The sequence below is a fragment of the Polaromonas sp. P1_F2 genome (genome assembly GCF_056405735.1).
In genome coordinates, this window is record NZ_JBFUBN010000001.1 from 296238 (window position 1) to 311613 (window position 15376).

Consider the following 15376-nt stretch of genomic DNA (forward strand, 5'->3'; position numbering starts at 1 on the left):
CCGCAGGTTGCCCGTAGCGCAGCGGAGGGACGCAGCAACCAGGGTCGCCTTTTCTTTTGCTTACTTTTCTTTTGGCGAAGCAAAAGAAAAGTGAGTTGCTGCCGGGCAACCCCCGGCCAGCAACCCTCAGCAGAGAAAACAGAAGCGCAAAGGCCGGAGCAAGGAGCAAGAGCCGTCCAGCCAGGCCGCGCTGGCGGCCGAAGTCGCTACCTGGCCGCCAGCGCTTCGGGCGCCCCGAGTTGCCAGCCCCCACCCAGCGCCTTGAAAGCCGCGACCGCCGCGCGTGCGGATTCGGTTTGTGCCTGTGCCCGCATATCGGAGGCGCGCAGCAGGTTCTCGTCGGCTTGCAAGACTTCTACGAGGCTGACGACCCCTTTCTGGTAGGCCGCGAACGAAGCCCCTCTCGCCAGCCCGAGCGAGTCCACACCCTGGGTGAGCAGGGCGGCCTGGTCCTCGCGTTTTACAAGGGACGAAAATGCGTTTTCCACGTCTTCGGTCGCGCGCAGCACGGCAAGCCGGTAAGCGGCCAGCGCCTCGGCCTCCTGGCCCTTGGCCAGGTCGATCTGCGCGTTGATGCGGCCGAAATCGAACAGGCGCCAGCGCAGGCCCAGCACGCCGGCGGCCTGGCTTGAGCTGCTGGTGAACAGCCTGCCGCCGGGCATCGCCGTCGCACTGCCGACCAGCCCGCTCAGCGAGAGCTTGGGGTAATACTCGGCGATCGCCATGCCGATACGGGCGTTTGATGCGGCCAGGCGGCGTTCGGCGACGATCAGGTCGGGCCGGCGCCTGAGCAAATCACCTGGTGAGCCGCTTGAGGCGATCTGCGGGGCGGCCGGGATAAGGGCGGAATTCGCCAGCTCATTCCGGTGCGTACCGGGTGAGCTGCCCAGCATCACGTCCAGCGCATTCATGGCAGTCTCCAGTCCCGCTTCGAGGACCGGCACCGACGCCCGCACCTGGGCCAGAGCGCCCTCGGCCTGCCGCAGCTGGAGCTCGGCTGCCAGGCCCTTGCCGTGCAGCAGCTGGATGATGGAGAGCTGTTCCTGTTGCGTCTGCGCTTGCCTGCGCGCAAGGTTGACGCGGGTTTGCAGCCCGCGAATGCTGATGTAGATGTCGGCCGTCTGCGCCGCCACCGCGAGGCGGACCGCCGCCGCGCCGGCCTCCGAAGCCTGGTAGTCGGCAAGCGCCGCTTCGCGCCCGCGGCGCAAGCCGCCGAACAGGTCCAGCTCCCAGCTTGCGCCGAGATTGGCCTCATAAGCCCTGCCGTTGCGGTCGAAATTGGGGCGTGAATTCAAGACCTGCCCCAAGGGCGTTTCAAGCGACTGGTAGGCCCGCGTCCCCTGGGCGCTGAGGTTGCCGGATGGCAGCAAGGCGGCATCGGCCGCCCCCAGCCCTGCGCGGGCCTGGGTGACGCGAGCGGACGCCTGCGCGAGATCTAGGTTCTGCTCGAGCGCGAGCCTGACGAAGCGGGTGAGCTGTGCATCGCCAAAGCCTTCCCACCAGACGATGGCATCGGCGACGGCGCTGGCATGGCGCTGTTCAAGCGCCTTCTGGCCCAGGTAGCGGTCCGGCAGGGGCGTTTCGGGCCGGACATAATCGGGCCCGACAGCGCAGCCCGCCGAAAGACTCGCGATGGCCAGGATGATGAAAGTGCGTTTGAGTAGCATGGGGCAGCTTCCGCAAAGTGAAAAAGGGAGTTTGAGCTGAATCTAATGTGACTATATTACAATATGGTCACTCGTTGTGCAAATAGCTGGCAAGAGGTAAGCTGTGGACATGAGTAAAGAAAGCACCAATGCGGCTCCGGCCCGAGGCCCGGCCGACCACGATGTGCGGGACCAGATCGTGCTGGCCGCGACCCAGCATTTCCGCCTCTACGGCTACGAAAAGACCACGGTTTCCGACCTCGCCAAGGCCATCGGCTTTTCCAAGGCCTACATCTACAAGTTCTTCGAATCCAAGCAGGCCATTGGCGAACTTATCTGCGCGAATTGCCTGCGCGAGATAGAAACCGACGTCAGGACCGCCGTCGATGCCGTCGACGGCCCGCCGGAGAAGCTGCGGCGCATGTTCAAGACCATCGTCGAGTCCAGCCTTCGCCTGTTCTTTGAAGACCGCAAGCTCTACGACATCGCGGCTTCCGCCGCCACCGGGCGCTGGGAAGCGGTGCGTGCCTTTGAGAGTCGCATCCAGGCCTTGCTGCAGGATGTGCTGCGCCAGGGGAGGGAAACCGAGGAATTCGAGCGCAAGACGCCGCTCGACGAAACGGCCGCCGCGATCTACCTGGTGATGCGCCCTTACCTCAACCCGCTGCTCCTGCAGTACAGCTTTGATTACACCGAGGACGCGCCGGCGCAGCTGTCCAGCCTGGTGCTGCGCAGCTTGTCCCGCTGAATTTGCGCTACTTTGATTGTGACTATTGACAATATTGGTCACTAGTATCAAAATGAAATCCTGTCTGTTTTTGATGGGATTTCTATGCGCCGCCACCTCGTTTTCCTTGCCGTCCTGCCCGCACTGACGCTTGCCCTGGCAGCCTGCGGCGACAAAAAACCTTCCGATCCCCGTAGCGAAACGCCGCTGGTACGCGCGGCCACCATCCGGGACGCGGCCCTTGCGTCACGCTCCTTTACCGGGACGGTAGCCGCGCGGGTGCAAAGCGACCTCGGCTTTCGGGTTTCCGGCAAAGTCCTCGAACGCCTTGTCGATGCAGGCCAGAGCGTCAAGCGCGGCCAGCCCCTCATGCGCGTAGACCCGGTTGACCTGAAGCTCGCGGCGCATGCACAGCAGGAAGCGGTCGCCGCCGCCCGGGCGCGGGCCCAGCAAACGGCGGAGGAAGAAGCCCGCTACCGCGACCTGCGCGGAACCGGCGCGATATCGGCTTCGGCCTACGACCAGGTCAAGGCTGCGGCGGATGCCGCCAAAGCCCAGCTCAATACGGCTGAAGCCCAGGCCGAAGTCGCGCGTAACGCGAGCCGCTATACGGAACTGGTGGCGGATGCCGACGGCGTCATCATGGAAACGCTGGCCGAACCCGGCCAGGTCGTCAACGCGGGGCAGGTCGTGCTGCGCCTGGCGCGTGCCGGACACCGTGAGGCCATCATCCAGTTGCCGGAAACCCTGCGTCCCGCGGTCGGTTCAAGCGCCACGGCCACGCTCTTTGGCAAGGAAGGCGCGGCCGTTCCGGCCCGGCTCCGGCAGCTCTCGGATGCCGCGGACAGGCTGACGCGAACCTTCGAGGCGCGCTATGTGCTGGAGGGGGATCTGGCCAACGCGGCGCTGGGCACCACGGTCACCATCAATATCCCGGAGGCGGGTGTGCCAGCCGCTGCGCAAGCCGGCCTGTCGGTACCGATAGCCTCGCTGTTCGATGCCGGCAAGGGGCCGGGCGTCTGGGTCATCCAGGGCGAGCCGGCCAAGGTTTCCTGGCGGCCGGTTACGGTCCAGCGGCTGGACGACGACAGCGCGCGCATTGCGGGCGCTTTCAAGCAGGGCGACCGCATCGTCGCGCTCGGCACGCACCTGCTGCGCGAAGGCGAACAGGTCCGGGTGGCGGGCGAAGCCGCCGTCGCCACCACCGCCGCGGGAGCGCGGCCATGAGCGAAGGCCGTTTCAACCTGTCGGCGCTCGCCGTGCGCGAGCGCTCCGTCACCTTATTCCTGATCGCCCTGATCTCCCTGGCCGGGCTGGTGTCCTTCTTCAAGTTGGGCCGGGCCGAAGACCCGGCCTTCACGGTCAAGGTGATGACCGTCATCACCGCCTGGCCGGGCGCCACCGCGCAGGAAATGCAGGACCAGGTCGCCGAGAAACTGGAAAAGCGGCTGCAGGAACTGCGCTGGTACGACCGCAGCGAAACCTACACCCGGCCGGGCCTGGCCTTCACCACCCTGACCCTGCTGGACACCACACCGCCCTCGGAAGTGCAGGAGCAGTTCTACCAGGCGCGCAAGAAAGTCAGCGACGAAGCCGGGAACCTTCCGTCCGGCGTGATCGGGCCCATGGTCAACGACGAATACGCCGACGTCACCTTTGCCCTGTTCGCGCTCAAGGCCAAAGGCGAGCCGCAGCGCCTGCTGGTGCGTGATGCCGAGACGCTGCGCCAGCGCCTGCTGCGCGTGCCCGGCGTCAAGAAGGTCAACATCGTCGGCGAGCAGCCCGAACGCATTTACGTCGAGTTCTCGCATACGCGCCTGGCGACGCTGGGTCTGAGCCCGCAGGACGTGTTCACCGCGCTCAACAGCCAGAATGCCCTGACGCCGGCCGGCTCCGTGGAAACCAGGGGACCGCAGGTCTTCATCCGCCTGGACGGCGCTTTCGACGAACTGCAGAAAATCCGCGACACGCCGGTCGTGGCGCAGGGGCGCACCCTGAAACTGTCAGACATCGCCACCGTCAAGCGCGGCTATGAAGACCCGGCCACCTTCATGATCCGCAACGGCGGCGAAGCGGCGCTGCTGCTCGGCGTTGTCATGCGCGACGGCTGGAACGGGCTGGAGCTGGGCAAGGCGCTGGACAAAGAACTGGCAGCGATCAACGCCGATATGCCGCTCGGCATGGGCCTGAGCAAGGTCACCGACCAGTCCGTCAACATCAGCTCGGCCGTCGACGAGTTCATGGTCAAGTTCTTCGTCGCGCTGCTGGTGGTAATGGTCGTGTGTTTCGTGAGCATGGGCTGGCGCGTGGGCATCGTGGTCGCCGCGGCCGTGCCGCTGACGCTGGCGGCCGTCTTCATCGTGATGGCCGCGACCGGAAAAAACTTCGACCGCATTACGCTGGGCTCCTTGATCCTGGGACTGGGCCTGCTGGTGGACGACGCCATCATCGCCATCGAAATGATGGTGGTGAAGATGGAGGAGGGCTACAGCCGCACCGCCGCATCCGCCTATGCCTGGAGCCACACCGCCGCGCCCATGCTCTCGGGCACGCTGGTCACGGCCGTCGGTTTCATGCCCAACGGTTTTGCCCGTTCCACGGCGGGCGAGTACACCAGCAATATGTTCTGGATCGTCGGCATTGCGCTGATCGCCTCCTGGGTGGTCGCCGTGGTGTTCACGCCTTACCTGGGCGTCAAGCTGCTGCCCGAACTCAAAAAAGTCGAAGGCGGGCACGATGCGCTTTACGACACGCCGCGCTACAACCGCTTTCGCCGGGTGCTCACGCGCGTCATCGCCCGCAAGTGGCTGGTCTCCGCGACGGTGGCGGGCCTTTTCACCGCGGCCGTCTTGGGCATGGCCGTCGTCAAGAAGCAGTTCTTCCCGATCTCCGACCGTCCCGAAGTATTGGTCGAGGTGCAGATGCCTTATGGCACGGCCATCGTGCAGACCAGCGCGGCCGCGGCGAAAGTGGAAGCCTGGCTGGCGAAGCAGCCGGAAGCGAAGATCGTCACCGCCTACGTAGGGCAGGGCGCGCCGCGCTTCTACCTGGCCATGGGGCCGGAGCTGCCCGACCCTTCGTTTGCCAAGATCGTAGTCCGCACCGACAGCCAGGAGGAGCGCGAGGCCTTAAAAATGCGGCTGCGCACGGCGGTTGCCGAAGGCCTGGCCCCCGAGGCGCGCGTGCGCGTCACCCAGCTGGTGTTCGGCCCGTATTCCCCGTTCCCGGTCGCCTACCGGGTCACCGGGCCGGACCCGGACACGCTACGCAAGATCGCGGCCGAGGTGCAGCAGGTCCTGGACGCCAGCCCTATGATGCGCACCGTCAACAATGACTGGGGCACGCGCAGCCCGACGCTGCACTTCACCCTGCAGCAGGACCGCCTGCAGGCCGTGGGCCTGAGCTCCAGCGCCGTGGCGCAACAACTGCAGTTTTTGCTGAGCGGTGTCCCGCTGACCGCCGTGCGCGAAGACATACGCACGGTGCAGGTCGTGGCCCGTTCGGCCGGCGGCACCCGGCTGGACCCTGCCCGGATCGCAGACTTCACCTTGACCGGCGCCGCCGGGCAACGCATCCCGCTGTCGCAGGTGGGCAAGGTCGAGGTGCGCGCCGAAGAGCCGGTCATGCGCCGGCGCGACCGCATGCCGACCATCACCGTGCGCGGAGACATCGCCGAGGGTTTGCAGCCGCCCGACGTGTCCGGCGCCATCACCCCGCAGCTAAAGCCCATCATGGACAAGCTGCCGGGCGGCTACCGCATCGAAGAGGCCGGCGCCATCGAGGAGTCGGGCAGGGCGACCAAAGCCATATTGCCGCTGTTCCCCATCATGCTGGCGATCACGCTGCTCATCATCATCTTCCAGGTGCGCTCGATCTCCGCCATGGTCATGGTCTTTTTGACGAGTCCCCTGGGCCTGATCGGCGTGGTGCCCACCCTGATCCTGTTCCAGCAGCCCTTCGGGATCAACGCGCTGGTCGGCCTGATCGCGCTGTCGGGAATCCTGATGCGCAACACCCTGATCCTGATCGGGCAGATCCACCACAACGAGCAGGCCGGCCTGGACCCTTTCCGTGCGCTGGTCGAGGCCACCGTGCAGCGCTCGCGGCCTGTGATCCTGACCGCGCTGGCGGCCATGCTGGCCTTTATCCCGCTGACGCATTCAGTCTTCTGGGGCACGCTGGCGTACACGCTGATAGGCGGCACCTTCGCCGGCACGGTCCTCACGCTGGTGTTCCTGCCGGCCATGTATTCCATCTGGTTCGGGATCCGCCCGGCGCCGGAAGCTGATCCGCGCTGATTGCGCCTCTTCCCCATTTACCTGTCGAAAGATCCGTCATGTCGAAATCCATCGTTGTTGTTGTGACCGGGGTGTCATCAGGCATCGGGCGTGTTACCGCGGAAAAGTTCGCGAAGCTGGGATGCCGGGTGTTCGGCACCGTGCGCAGCATTGCCAGCGCGACACCACCGCCAAATGTCGAACTTGTCGAGATGGATGTTCGCGACGACGCTTCCGTTCAACGCGCAATCCAGTCCATCACTGGCCAGGCCGGCAGTATTGATGTGCTGGTCAACAACGCGGGAATCAACGTGATCGGCGCGGTGGAGGAAACCACCACCAGCGAGGCTGCATCCTTGTTCGACACCAACGTGTTCGGCATATTGCGCACCACACAGGCGGTGCTTCCGCACATGCGCGCGCAACGCTACGGCAGGATCGTCAATATCAGTTCCGTGCTCGGCTTTCTGCCCGCTCCCTACATGGGGCTTTATTCGGCTTCCAAGCATGCGGTGGAAGGGCTGTCCGAAACCCTGGACCATGAGGTGCGCCAGTTCGGCATCCGCGTGACGCTGGTCGAGCCAGCCTACACCAGGACCAGGTTCGAAGCCAGCTCGGCTCAGGCAAAGTCAAAAATCGCGGACTATGACCGTGAGCGCGAAATTGTCTCGCGCGCTTTCGCCGCGAGCGTCAACGGCGCACCCGAACCCTCGGAGTTGGCAGACACGATCGTCGAAGCGGCGCTTGGCTGCTGGCATATGCGCCGCACGCCGGCCGGGCGGGCATCCCTCTTGAGCAAACTGCGCCGTTTTGTACCGGCAAGCTTTTTTGATGCAAGCCTGCGGAAATCATTCGGGCTCGGCTGAAGACCGCGGCCCGGCTTCAGAGCGCTATCGCGGAGGCGCCCGCTTTCTGCCCTCGACCGCCAAACGCCGGGCCGCAAGCGGAACGAGGCGGGCTATCTCCGCGTCGAATTCACGGATCTTCGCGCCGGCCTCTTCAATGGATTCGAAACTCAGTGGCGTGGGCACCGTCGGAACCGTCCAGAGATCGGGTTCGAGTACCGGCATTCCCCCGTATTTCTGGTTCGGTCCCGGCGATGTCTCGACCTCCGTCGAATTGAGGATGTACCGGATGCACGGCGTGATCCTGTAAACCGTGCAGCTGCCCATGTCCAGTTTCAAATAAAAGGACGGCGGGTCTTTGGGAATCTTTGCCAGATCCTGCAGCGTCGGCCGGTAGTAGAGGCGATCACCGTTCATGGCCCTGCGCTCGTAGGGCAGCGGTATCACCGTCGCGGTGATGCCCAGCCCGGAAAGCTCCTGGACCAGCGCGGCGACAAAGGCCGGGCGGTAGTCATTGGCGATTTTTTGTTCGAGGGCCTTCTGGTTCAAGGTGTCGTGGATGTAGCCCAGCTTGTGCTGCACGGCCAGCGAACCCAGCATGACGGTGGCAAAGCCGGCCCCGACAATCGTGCTCTCCGGGTGGACCGGGGCCGTGTACTGAAAGGGCGCTTGCTCGACGATCAGGTTGATCTGCGTGGTCCTGTCGTGTTCAAGCTGCTGGAACATGGGTGTCGCCGGCGCGCATCCCGTGGCCAGCACCGCGCCGCAAGCCAGGCATAGGCCCGCCGCGATTCTGGATACCGCTGTTGAGAAAGCCTTCATGGATCGTCCCTCTGTGGATTGTTGTTGCTTGCTGCCCAGGCGGGTTGGGCCTCTGGAGCCTGGGCGCAGCGCTAGTTTATCCATGTGAGGGCTTTTAAGGCCCGAACGATTCATCCGCGCATTCAATTGGAAAAAAACGGCGCAATGGAGTCTAATCGGCCAGGGAAGCCATCTTCCCTGTCCGGAATCAGCAAGCAAGTTCACTTCAAGGACGCTGCAACATGATCAGACTGTTCTACATCAGCGACGCCAAGGAAGGCATCAATGAAGACGCCGTGAATGGTGTTCTGAAAAGCGCGGCAAAAAACAACCCGCCCCTGGGCATCACCGGCCTGCTGGTTTTTGGGGGTGGTGTGTTTGCCCAGATCCTGGAAGGCCCGGAGCAGGCCGTGCTGAGGAAGTATGTGCAGATCGCAAGCGACATGCGGCACAACAATTGCCGCATCGTCTACATCACGACCACGGAAAAACGCATTTTCAAGGACATCTCCATGGCCGCGCTCGAAGCGCAGCCTATGGAGCTGGAGCACATCGCCGAACTGGACGCCCGCCGGCAAGAAACCGTCCGGGCGGATGCGTTCACGGACTTGATGCATGTGTTCTTTTCGAGGATACAGGCTCTTCCTTGATTTGAAGAAGGCCAGGCGATCGTGCGACTGTGACCACCGATCTTTGTGATGCTAAGCAGAGTCTCTCCCGATTGGCAGTTTTTTCTTGGGTGCCGCTGAGCTACAACATGGGCCGTTGGTCCATGCGACATTAAAGCGGCGAGACGGTAAAGCGCTGCGCACGCATACGAGGATGCCACGAATTCACCAATCCCGACCGATGCTCACCTTCGACAGCGTACATGACTAACACGCAAAGCTCACCTATCTGATAGAGCCAGCTCGCAACTGCAATTTTCCCATCTCGTAGTTCGGCCTCAACATTTGAGCCAGCCACTACAACGACAGGGTGTGTCTTTCGACCAAAGCTCAAGTAGAGATTCGGATGTGGTGTTCCATTGAGGAGCGCTTGACTAAACGAAGAAGTATCAATGCCCATCTTCCCCTCGATGATCTGACAACCAAAGTTCTTCACGAAATACAGATGGACGTTTAGCATCTGACGCTGCGTGTCGTACGGAAATAGTCGATTGAATCGCAGTGATTGCCAAGGCGATAACTTGGGCAAAAGCGTGCGCAACGCTAACGAAAATTCGGCCCATGCATGGTCATACGGTTGAGTTCTCGCGCTGTTGCAAGCCTCACAGATCAGGTGCGTGAACTTCAAGGCATCGGCCTTTAAGCTTCCGACCTTTCGATTGCGCCGACTATCAGTATGCAAATAGAAAGGAGTCTGCTGCGTAGGCGTACCAAGCACGGAGCGAAGGTCAGACGCTTTCGCGCGATGTTCGCGCGTGGTTGGTTCGATGCTGCCACAGATCCAACACTTCATTGCATGAGTACTCACCATAAGCTGGAATTTAGCAGGGGAGCAGAAAAGAGAAGCAGCGGGCGACGTTTCTCGACGCTGGCTCGATCCAAATCAAAGAGGTCTACTAGGGCTCGAATTAGTTGGAGGCTTTTTTTACTGCACTACTATCCCGAAGCGCCTTTTCAACAATCAATTCCAACTCATATCCAAAAGCAGAAAACGGACAGATTGCCAGGATTCGGGAGTCACGGTACCAGGCGCTCTGGACTCCGATTACGTTGTACTTCCAAACATTTTCAACATACTTCAGCATAAAAACCGGCCCCCCACTCATGCCGTCGACATCCTTCATTAGCCGTTCAGACCCGTCAACTAGTCTTGCATAGAACTGATTCTGGGATTTTTGTCCTGCGAGCGGCGGAGCATCGGCGGGAAGCAACGGTGCCATAACAAGTTTCGCCGTGAGGCTGATTTTCCCATCGTACGACATCGTTTCTGACGGAATACCCACGAGCGCCCATTGATCATGCTCAACTAGATAATCACTCCAGGCATTTTTTGCGATCGCAGTTACACCCCCAACCTCGAGTTGTTGGCGATATAAGCCCCCAAGATGCACGGTCGCGTAATCTAACCCCACGTTGGCATCTTCTAGTACGAGCCAATTGTCCAGTTCAAACGCATAAGGCACTGCCGCATTGTTGAACCTGTTACCTGCGGATTGATCGCCAAACCGCCAGATATCGAAAGTAGAGCCGGCGTCTGATGCCTGTTGAATGCGCCTAAGTATATGACCTGCCGTAACGTAAAACCACTCACCCGCTACATCCACGATAAAGCCCGAAAAGATGTGCGGACGCATATCGTCGAGCTCGGGAGAATGCTGGACACATGACAGCGTCACAAAGTGACGCCCTACGGTCTTGGCAACACGCTCTGTGAAAGTGACTGTATTCACCGAATGATCTCCTCCTATCGCATTCCCTCATAAATGCCACGAGCAGCCGCTATGACGGTCAGGTTAAACGGTCTCGAGAATGGGCGCGGTTTCGAGAGCTGCACTTTTGTGACGCGTATTGCGCTCAATGGAGACTTGGCAAAGGGTGTTTTGAGCTTCTAGCCGCAGCTTGAATGCCTTGGCGCTACCGATAAAGTACCCAAACAGGCTTCCCATGAAAGCGCTCATGCCGAGGACAAACAGAGTTCCGACTGCGTCGGCTGGTCTGATCCACGCCGCCAAAGCACCACCGATCATGGCGCCGAGGAAAAACCAACAGAACACCGCCATGACTACTGTGATGGCGGCTTTGGCGTAAAGTCGATCGGCAAACTCTTCAAGGACAGCGGAATCGTAAGGGGTCATGGGTTGGCTTTCATCGTGCGGTTGTAAGTACCATCCTTGTGATGCCAACAGCCTCTATCCTGATCGGAGGGTTTCCTCGGATCCCGATTGCGCCCCTAGGTTGCGCGATATCAAAGAAGCGGTACGCTCGCATACGAGGGCGCCACGAATTCACCAATCCCGCCCGATGGTGAGCTCTATTTTTCTTAAGGTTTACAGTCTGCTTTTCGCCAATGCGCAGGGTTCGGCCGATCTTGGCGATGTCGCTCCCGCGCGACGTGAACCGTATAGCCCTGCTGGCAAGCCCATTTCTCAGCCTCCAATTGAGTATTGGTCTTCTTGACTTCGGACTCATTTACGATGACCACATGGTGCGTGACTCCATGGGTTTGGTCGCTCGACTTTGGCCTGTATTCAACATAAGCGTTAGTCATATCCCTACCTTTTCTGTCTCTTTAGCAGCAAATCGCTGCGTAGCAAACACTAGCATGACCTGCTGAATTGAACCAGTGAGTTACCCCGACTCAGTTCCTGTAAAAAATAACCAGATTCAAAATGCGCCATCCGCAGTGGTGTGTTACCCATCTCTTACTTTCACAACAACTCCTGAACATGCCGCACATCAACATCCCAGCCCCCTTTATCCGGACAATCTTCTTGAGCTGCCTGCTCACCGTCTCAATCAGCCACGCGCAAGCCCAGCAGCTGGTCGCCCCCAATGCCTCAGTCGGAGGCATATCGCAAGAAGACTGGTCACGGGCCTGGTGGCAGTGGGCCGGTTCGTTCTCGCGGCAGGATAGCCCTGTTGCGGACCGCACGGGCGAGCTGTGCGGCGAGAAGCAAAAGGGGCCGGTCTGGTTCCTGGCGGGTACCTATGGAACACAGCGCACCTTACGGAACTGCCGCGTGCCAAGCGGCAAGTACCTGTTCTTTCCCCTGATCAACTACGTCGTCATGCCCAGCCAGGATCGCTCGATGACTTGTGCCTCAGCCATGGAGACGGCGAGAAGGATCACGGACGATCCCGCCGCGCTTATTCTGGAAGTAGATGGTGTACGTGTCTCCAATCTCGCCACGGCCCGGCAGGCGACGAAAAAATGCTTCGACATGGGTGCATTGACGGAAGCGCGGTACAAAATTTTCCCCTCGGCGGCCAATGGCTATTACGTCATGCTCAAGCCGCTGTCGCCTGGGACGCATGTTCTAAATTTCGGCGGCGCGCTGCCTGGAGTGCTGCAGGCCGTGACTTACACCTTGATCGTTGACTGAGCGCATTTCGGGCAAGTCCAGGAGCTTTCGGATGTTCGTGATTTATTCAGCACGCCGTTTCATCCAGGCCGCGCTACTCCTGATTCCGCTTGCTGCTGTGGCGAACCCTCTGTATATCGAGGGCTTGATGAACCAGAAAAACAAGTATCCGGCCCCCGCTGCGCTCAAGGGTTTTATGGCGAATGAGGAAAGGAGACCCTCAAGTTTTGCCTTGAAGATCCGGAACGCAAGCTGGGCCGTGCTGAAAATTTCTTCGCCGCAAAGCGCATATCGCTGAGCCAACCCGCTGGTGTTGCGATTTACATGGTTTTCCCCACGCAGTACTGTCCTATGTACTTCGGCGCCAGTTCCATGCCTTATTGGCTGGTGAAGGAAACGCCGGACAAACAGTTTTCCGTGTTGCACTCCGGCACGACTCATGTCGTGCACTTGTTGCCGGAGAAATCTCACGGGCTGAACTCCATCATGGAGCAGTACGGCAGCACCGAGAAAACCTACTTTTATTTTGACGGGATGAAATTTCGCTTGCGATGAAGTTGCCTGCGAATCACTCGAGGCGTCATCCGCCTCAGCCACTTGCCTATGTCCTACCAGCCGCCGGCAACAAAGCCTCGCGAAGGCATCTCTCCAGGGACTGGATGACCAGCCTGCGCGGGCTCATGCCTTTGCGCAGGATGCCGATCTCGCGGTAGAAAGTCTGCTCGCCCAGGGAAATGGCGCGCACGCCGGCCGGCAGGGGCAGGTAGGCCTCCACCATGGGCACCAGCGCCACGCCCAGGCCTTCGGCGACCAGGTTCATCAGGCCTGAAATCTCGTCGAGCTCGATGGTGTCCCGCACCGCCAGGCTGTTGTCGCGCAGGAAACCGGTCACCAGGCGCCCGCCGAAAGAGCTGCGTTCGTAGCGCAAGAAGGGCTGCGACTCGAGCAGGGCGCGCCAGTCCCGCCCCTTGGTGTCCTTGTGCACCAGCAGCTTGAAGGGCTCGCGCATCAGGGTCTGCCAGCTCATCTCGGGCAGGAGGCCGAAGGGCGGCCGGATCATGATGGCGGCGTCGATCTCGGCGCTGTCGAGCTGGTCCATCAGTGCCATGGACACGCCGGGCGCGATGTTGACCAGCAGCCTGGGGCTCTCCTTGCGCAAGGCCGCCAGCGCACGGGGAAGGATCATGGATTGCACCGAGGCGATGGCCCCTATGCGCAAGGTGCCGGCCAGTTCATCGTCGGTGTTCGCATCGCCGAGTTTGGCGACCAGCGCCACGATGTCTTCCGCGCGTGCCAGCACCCTGGCGCCGGCCTCGTTGAGCACGGCGGAGCGCCGTGTGCGGTCGAACAGCACCAGCCCTAGCGATTCCTCCAGCCGCTGGATCTGGCTGCTGACGGCGGACTGCGTCAGGCCGATGTGGCTGCCGGCTGCGGAAAAACCGCCGTAACGGACGACCGCGATGAAGGTTTTGAGTTCGGTGATCACGAGTGTTTAAAGGGGAGGCGCGGGGGGAGATCCGGAGGTTCAGATCAATTAATCGATTTTATCGATCCTCAGAAAGAATATATATCGTTTTTCAAAGTCAATCAATCCTCCTAAAGTCCGGGCTTCCACGACTCAATGAGGCCCCTGATGACCACGCACAGCGCAACCACTCCCGCCAAGACCCTTCCGCCATTCCACCTGGCGTTTCCTGTCCATGACCTGGCCATCGCGCGCAAGTTTTACGGCGAACTCCTGGGTTGCCCCGAAGGGCGCAGCTCCAGCGAATGGGTCGACTTCAATTTCTACGGCCACCAGATCGTGGCCCACCTGGCGCCCGAGGAATGCGGCCACCGCCAGACCAGCGCCGTGGACGGCCACAACGTTCCCGTGCGCCATTTCGGCGCCATCCTGTCGCTGCCCGAATGGGAAGTCCTGGCGGAGCGCCTGAAGGCCGGCGGCACGAAGTTTGTCATCGAACCCTATGTTCGGTTTAAAGGCGAGCCGGGCGAGCAGGCCACGATGTTTTTCCTGGACCCGTCGGGCAATGCCATCGAGTTCAAGTCCTTCGCCACGCTCGACAACCTGTTCGCCAAATAAGGAAAACATCATGATGAAATCCATCGCGTATCCCGGCCTTGCCGCGGCCTTCATCCTGGCGGGGGCGCCTGTCGCGGCGCAGACCGTCGACACGCTGAAAAAGATCAAGGACACGGGCGCCGTCACCATGGGCGTGCGTGAGGCCTCGGGCGCGATGTCTTACACACTGGGTGCCGGTGACTACACGGGCTTCCATGTGGACATCTGCAAACGAGTGGTCGCCGACATCCAGAAGCAGCTGGGCCTGGCGAAGCTCGAAGTGCGCTACCAGTCCGTGACCGCGCAAAACCGGATTCCGCTGGTGCAGAACGGCACGGTCGACCTGGAGTGCGGAACCACGACCAACAACGCCGCCCGCCAGAAGGATGTGGCCTTCGCACCCACGCTCTATATTGAAGAAGTGCGCGTCGCCACCAAAACCAGGACCGGCATCACCAGCCTGTCCCAGCTCGCCAACCGCATGGTGTCGGCCACGTCCGGCGCCACGGCCGTCCAGCTCATACGCAAGCATGAACGCGCGGCCGGCGTCGACTTCAAGGAGGTCTACGGCAAGGACAACAGCGAAGGTTTCCTGCTGCTCGAAAATGATCGGGCCGACGCCTTCGTGGCGGACGGCCAGATCCTGGCCACCATGATCTCCCAGTCCAAGCAGCCCAAAAATTACGTTGTGCTCAAGGAAGTCCTGAGCGTCGAGCCGATCGCCATCATGCTGCCCAAAGACGACGCGCCTTTCAAGCGCGCGGTGGACGCCAGCATTGCCGGCATGGTGAAAAGCGGGGAGGTGGCGAAGCTGTATGACAAATGGTTTGTGCAGCCGATCCCGCCCAACAAGATCCGCGTGGGCCTGCCCGCTTCTGAACTGACAAAGGCCGCCTGGGCGAATCTGAGCGACAAGCCGCTGGAGGACTACCTGAAGAAGTAGGGTGGGGTAGCAAAATAGCGCGGTGGCCCGCATTGGGGCCAGTCT

Annotated in this window: 16 protein-coding genes; 10 read left to right on the top strand and 6 right to left on the bottom strand. The window is 61.2% G+C overall.

Annotation, left to right across the window (positions count from 1 at the left end; genetic code table 11):
- Positions 1-206: 206 nt before the first annotated feature.
- Positions 207-1667, bottom strand: coding sequence for an efflux transporter outer membrane subunit (locus AC1D0O_RS01425; protein ID WP_477651768.1), 1461 nt, complete (start codon positions 1665-1667; stop codon positions 207-209).
- 109 nt (positions 1668-1776) lie between these two features.
- On the opposite strand from AC1D0O_RS01425, the gene AC1D0O_RS01430 reads away from it, so the two are divergent.
- The 4 genes from AC1D0O_RS01430 to AC1D0O_RS01445 all read left to right on the top strand — a co-directional run bounded on the left by AC1D0O_RS01430 (position 1777) and on the right by AC1D0O_RS01445 (position 7516).
- On the top strand, positions 1777-2394 hold the full coding sequence (locus AC1D0O_RS01430; protein WP_477651769.1) for a TetR/AcrR family transcriptional regulator: 618 nt from the start codon (positions 1777-1779) through the stop codon (positions 2392-2394).
- 84 nt (positions 2395-2478) lie between these two features.
- The gene (locus AC1D0O_RS01435; protein ID WP_477651770.1) at positions 2479-3600 is read left to right on the top strand and encodes an efflux RND transporter periplasmic adaptor subunit; all 1122 of its coding nucleotides are present in this window, start codon (positions 2479-2481) and stop codon (positions 3598-3600) included.
- On the top strand, positions 3597-6671 hold the full coding sequence (locus AC1D0O_RS01440) for an efflux RND transporter permease subunit (RefSeq protein ID WP_477651771.1): 3075 nt from the start codon (positions 3597-3599) through the stop codon (positions 6669-6671). The genes AC1D0O_RS01435 and AC1D0O_RS01440 overlap by 4 nt, the downstream gene beginning before the upstream one ends.
- 38 nt (positions 6672-6709) lie before the next feature.
- Positions 6710-7516, top strand: coding sequence for an oxidoreductase (locus tag AC1D0O_RS01445; protein WP_477651772.1), 807 nt, complete (start codon positions 6710-6712; stop codon positions 7514-7516).
- 24 nt (positions 7517-7540) lie between these two features.
- On the opposite strand, the gene AC1D0O_RS01450 is transcribed toward AC1D0O_RS01445, so the two are convergent.
- Complete coding sequence (locus AC1D0O_RS01450) at positions 7541-8317, bottom strand: hypothetical protein (protein ID WP_477651773.1); 777 nt, start codon at positions 8315-8317, stop codon at positions 7541-7543.
- A 221-nt stretch (positions 8318-8538) separates the two neighbouring features.
- Here AC1D0O_RS01450 and AC1D0O_RS01455 point away from each other — a divergent pair, with 221 nt between their 5' ends.
- Positions 8539-8946 (top strand): BLUF domain-containing protein, encoded by a 408-nt coding sequence (locus AC1D0O_RS01455; RefSeq protein WP_477651774.1) that lies wholly within the window; start codon positions 8539-8541, stop codon positions 8944-8946.
- Positions 8947-9076: 130 nt separating this feature from the next.
- Here the strand turns inward: AC1D0O_RS01455 and AC1D0O_RS01460 are convergent, their stop codons facing one another.
- From AC1D0O_RS01460 to AC1D0O_RS01470, 3 genes are all read right to left on the bottom strand, one after another.
- Positions 9077-9592: a hypothetical protein gene (locus AC1D0O_RS01460; RefSeq protein ID WP_477651775.1), complete on the bottom strand. Its 516-nt coding sequence runs from the start codon at positions 9590-9592 to the stop codon at positions 9077-9079.
- A gap of 280 nt (positions 9593-9872) precedes the next feature.
- On the bottom strand, positions 9873-10694 hold the full coding sequence (locus AC1D0O_RS01465; RefSeq protein ID WP_477651776.1) for a hypothetical protein: 822 nt from the start codon (positions 10692-10694) through the stop codon (positions 9873-9875).
- 63 nt (positions 10695-10757) lie between these two features.
- Entirely contained in the window at positions 10758-11099 is a 342-nt protein-coding gene (locus tag AC1D0O_RS01470; protein ID WP_477651777.1) for a hypothetical protein, read from the bottom strand.
- A gap of 591 nt (positions 11100-11690) precedes the next feature.
- Between AC1D0O_RS01470 and AC1D0O_RS01475 the strand changes: the two genes are divergently transcribed.
- Genes AC1D0O_RS01475 through AC1D0O_RS01485 form a run of 3 tightly spaced genes read left to right on the top strand, consistent with a single transcriptional unit; the run spans position 11691 to position 12881 of the window.
- Positions 11691-12347: a hypothetical protein gene (locus AC1D0O_RS01475; RefSeq protein WP_477651778.1), complete on the top strand. Its 657-nt coding sequence runs from the start codon at positions 11691-11693 to the stop codon at positions 12345-12347.
- A gap of 31 nt (positions 12348-12378) precedes the next feature.
- Positions 12379-12624, top strand: coding sequence for a hypothetical protein (locus AC1D0O_RS01480; RefSeq protein WP_477651779.1), 246 nt, complete (start codon positions 12379-12381; stop codon positions 12622-12624).
- Between the two features lie 53 nt (positions 12625-12677).
- The gene (locus AC1D0O_RS01485; protein WP_477651780.1) at positions 12678-12881 is read left to right on the top strand and encodes a hypothetical protein; all 204 of its coding nucleotides are present in this window, start codon (positions 12678-12680) and stop codon (positions 12879-12881) included.
- A gap of 46 nt (positions 12882-12927) precedes the next feature.
- On the opposite strand, the gene AC1D0O_RS01490 is transcribed toward AC1D0O_RS01485, so the two are convergent.
- A complete protein-coding gene (locus tag AC1D0O_RS01490) occupies positions 12928-13812 on the bottom strand; it encodes a LysR substrate-binding domain-containing protein (protein ID WP_477651781.1) in 885 nt (294 codons plus the stop codon).
- A gap of 147 nt (positions 13813-13959) precedes the next feature.
- On the opposite strand from AC1D0O_RS01490, the gene AC1D0O_RS01495 reads away from it, so the two are divergent.
- Both AC1D0O_RS01495 and AC1D0O_RS01500 read left to right on the top strand, forming a co-directional pair.
- Positions 13960-14409: a VOC family protein gene (locus AC1D0O_RS01495; protein ID WP_477651782.1), complete on the top strand. Its 450-nt coding sequence runs from the start codon at positions 13960-13962 to the stop codon at positions 14407-14409.
- A 10-nt stretch (positions 14410-14419) separates the two neighbouring features.
- Positions 14420-15331: an amino acid ABC transporter substrate-binding protein gene (locus AC1D0O_RS01500; RefSeq protein WP_477651783.1), complete on the top strand. Its 912-nt coding sequence runs from the start codon at positions 14420-14422 to the stop codon at positions 15329-15331.
- The last annotated feature ends 45 nt before the right edge of the window (positions 15332-15376 follow it).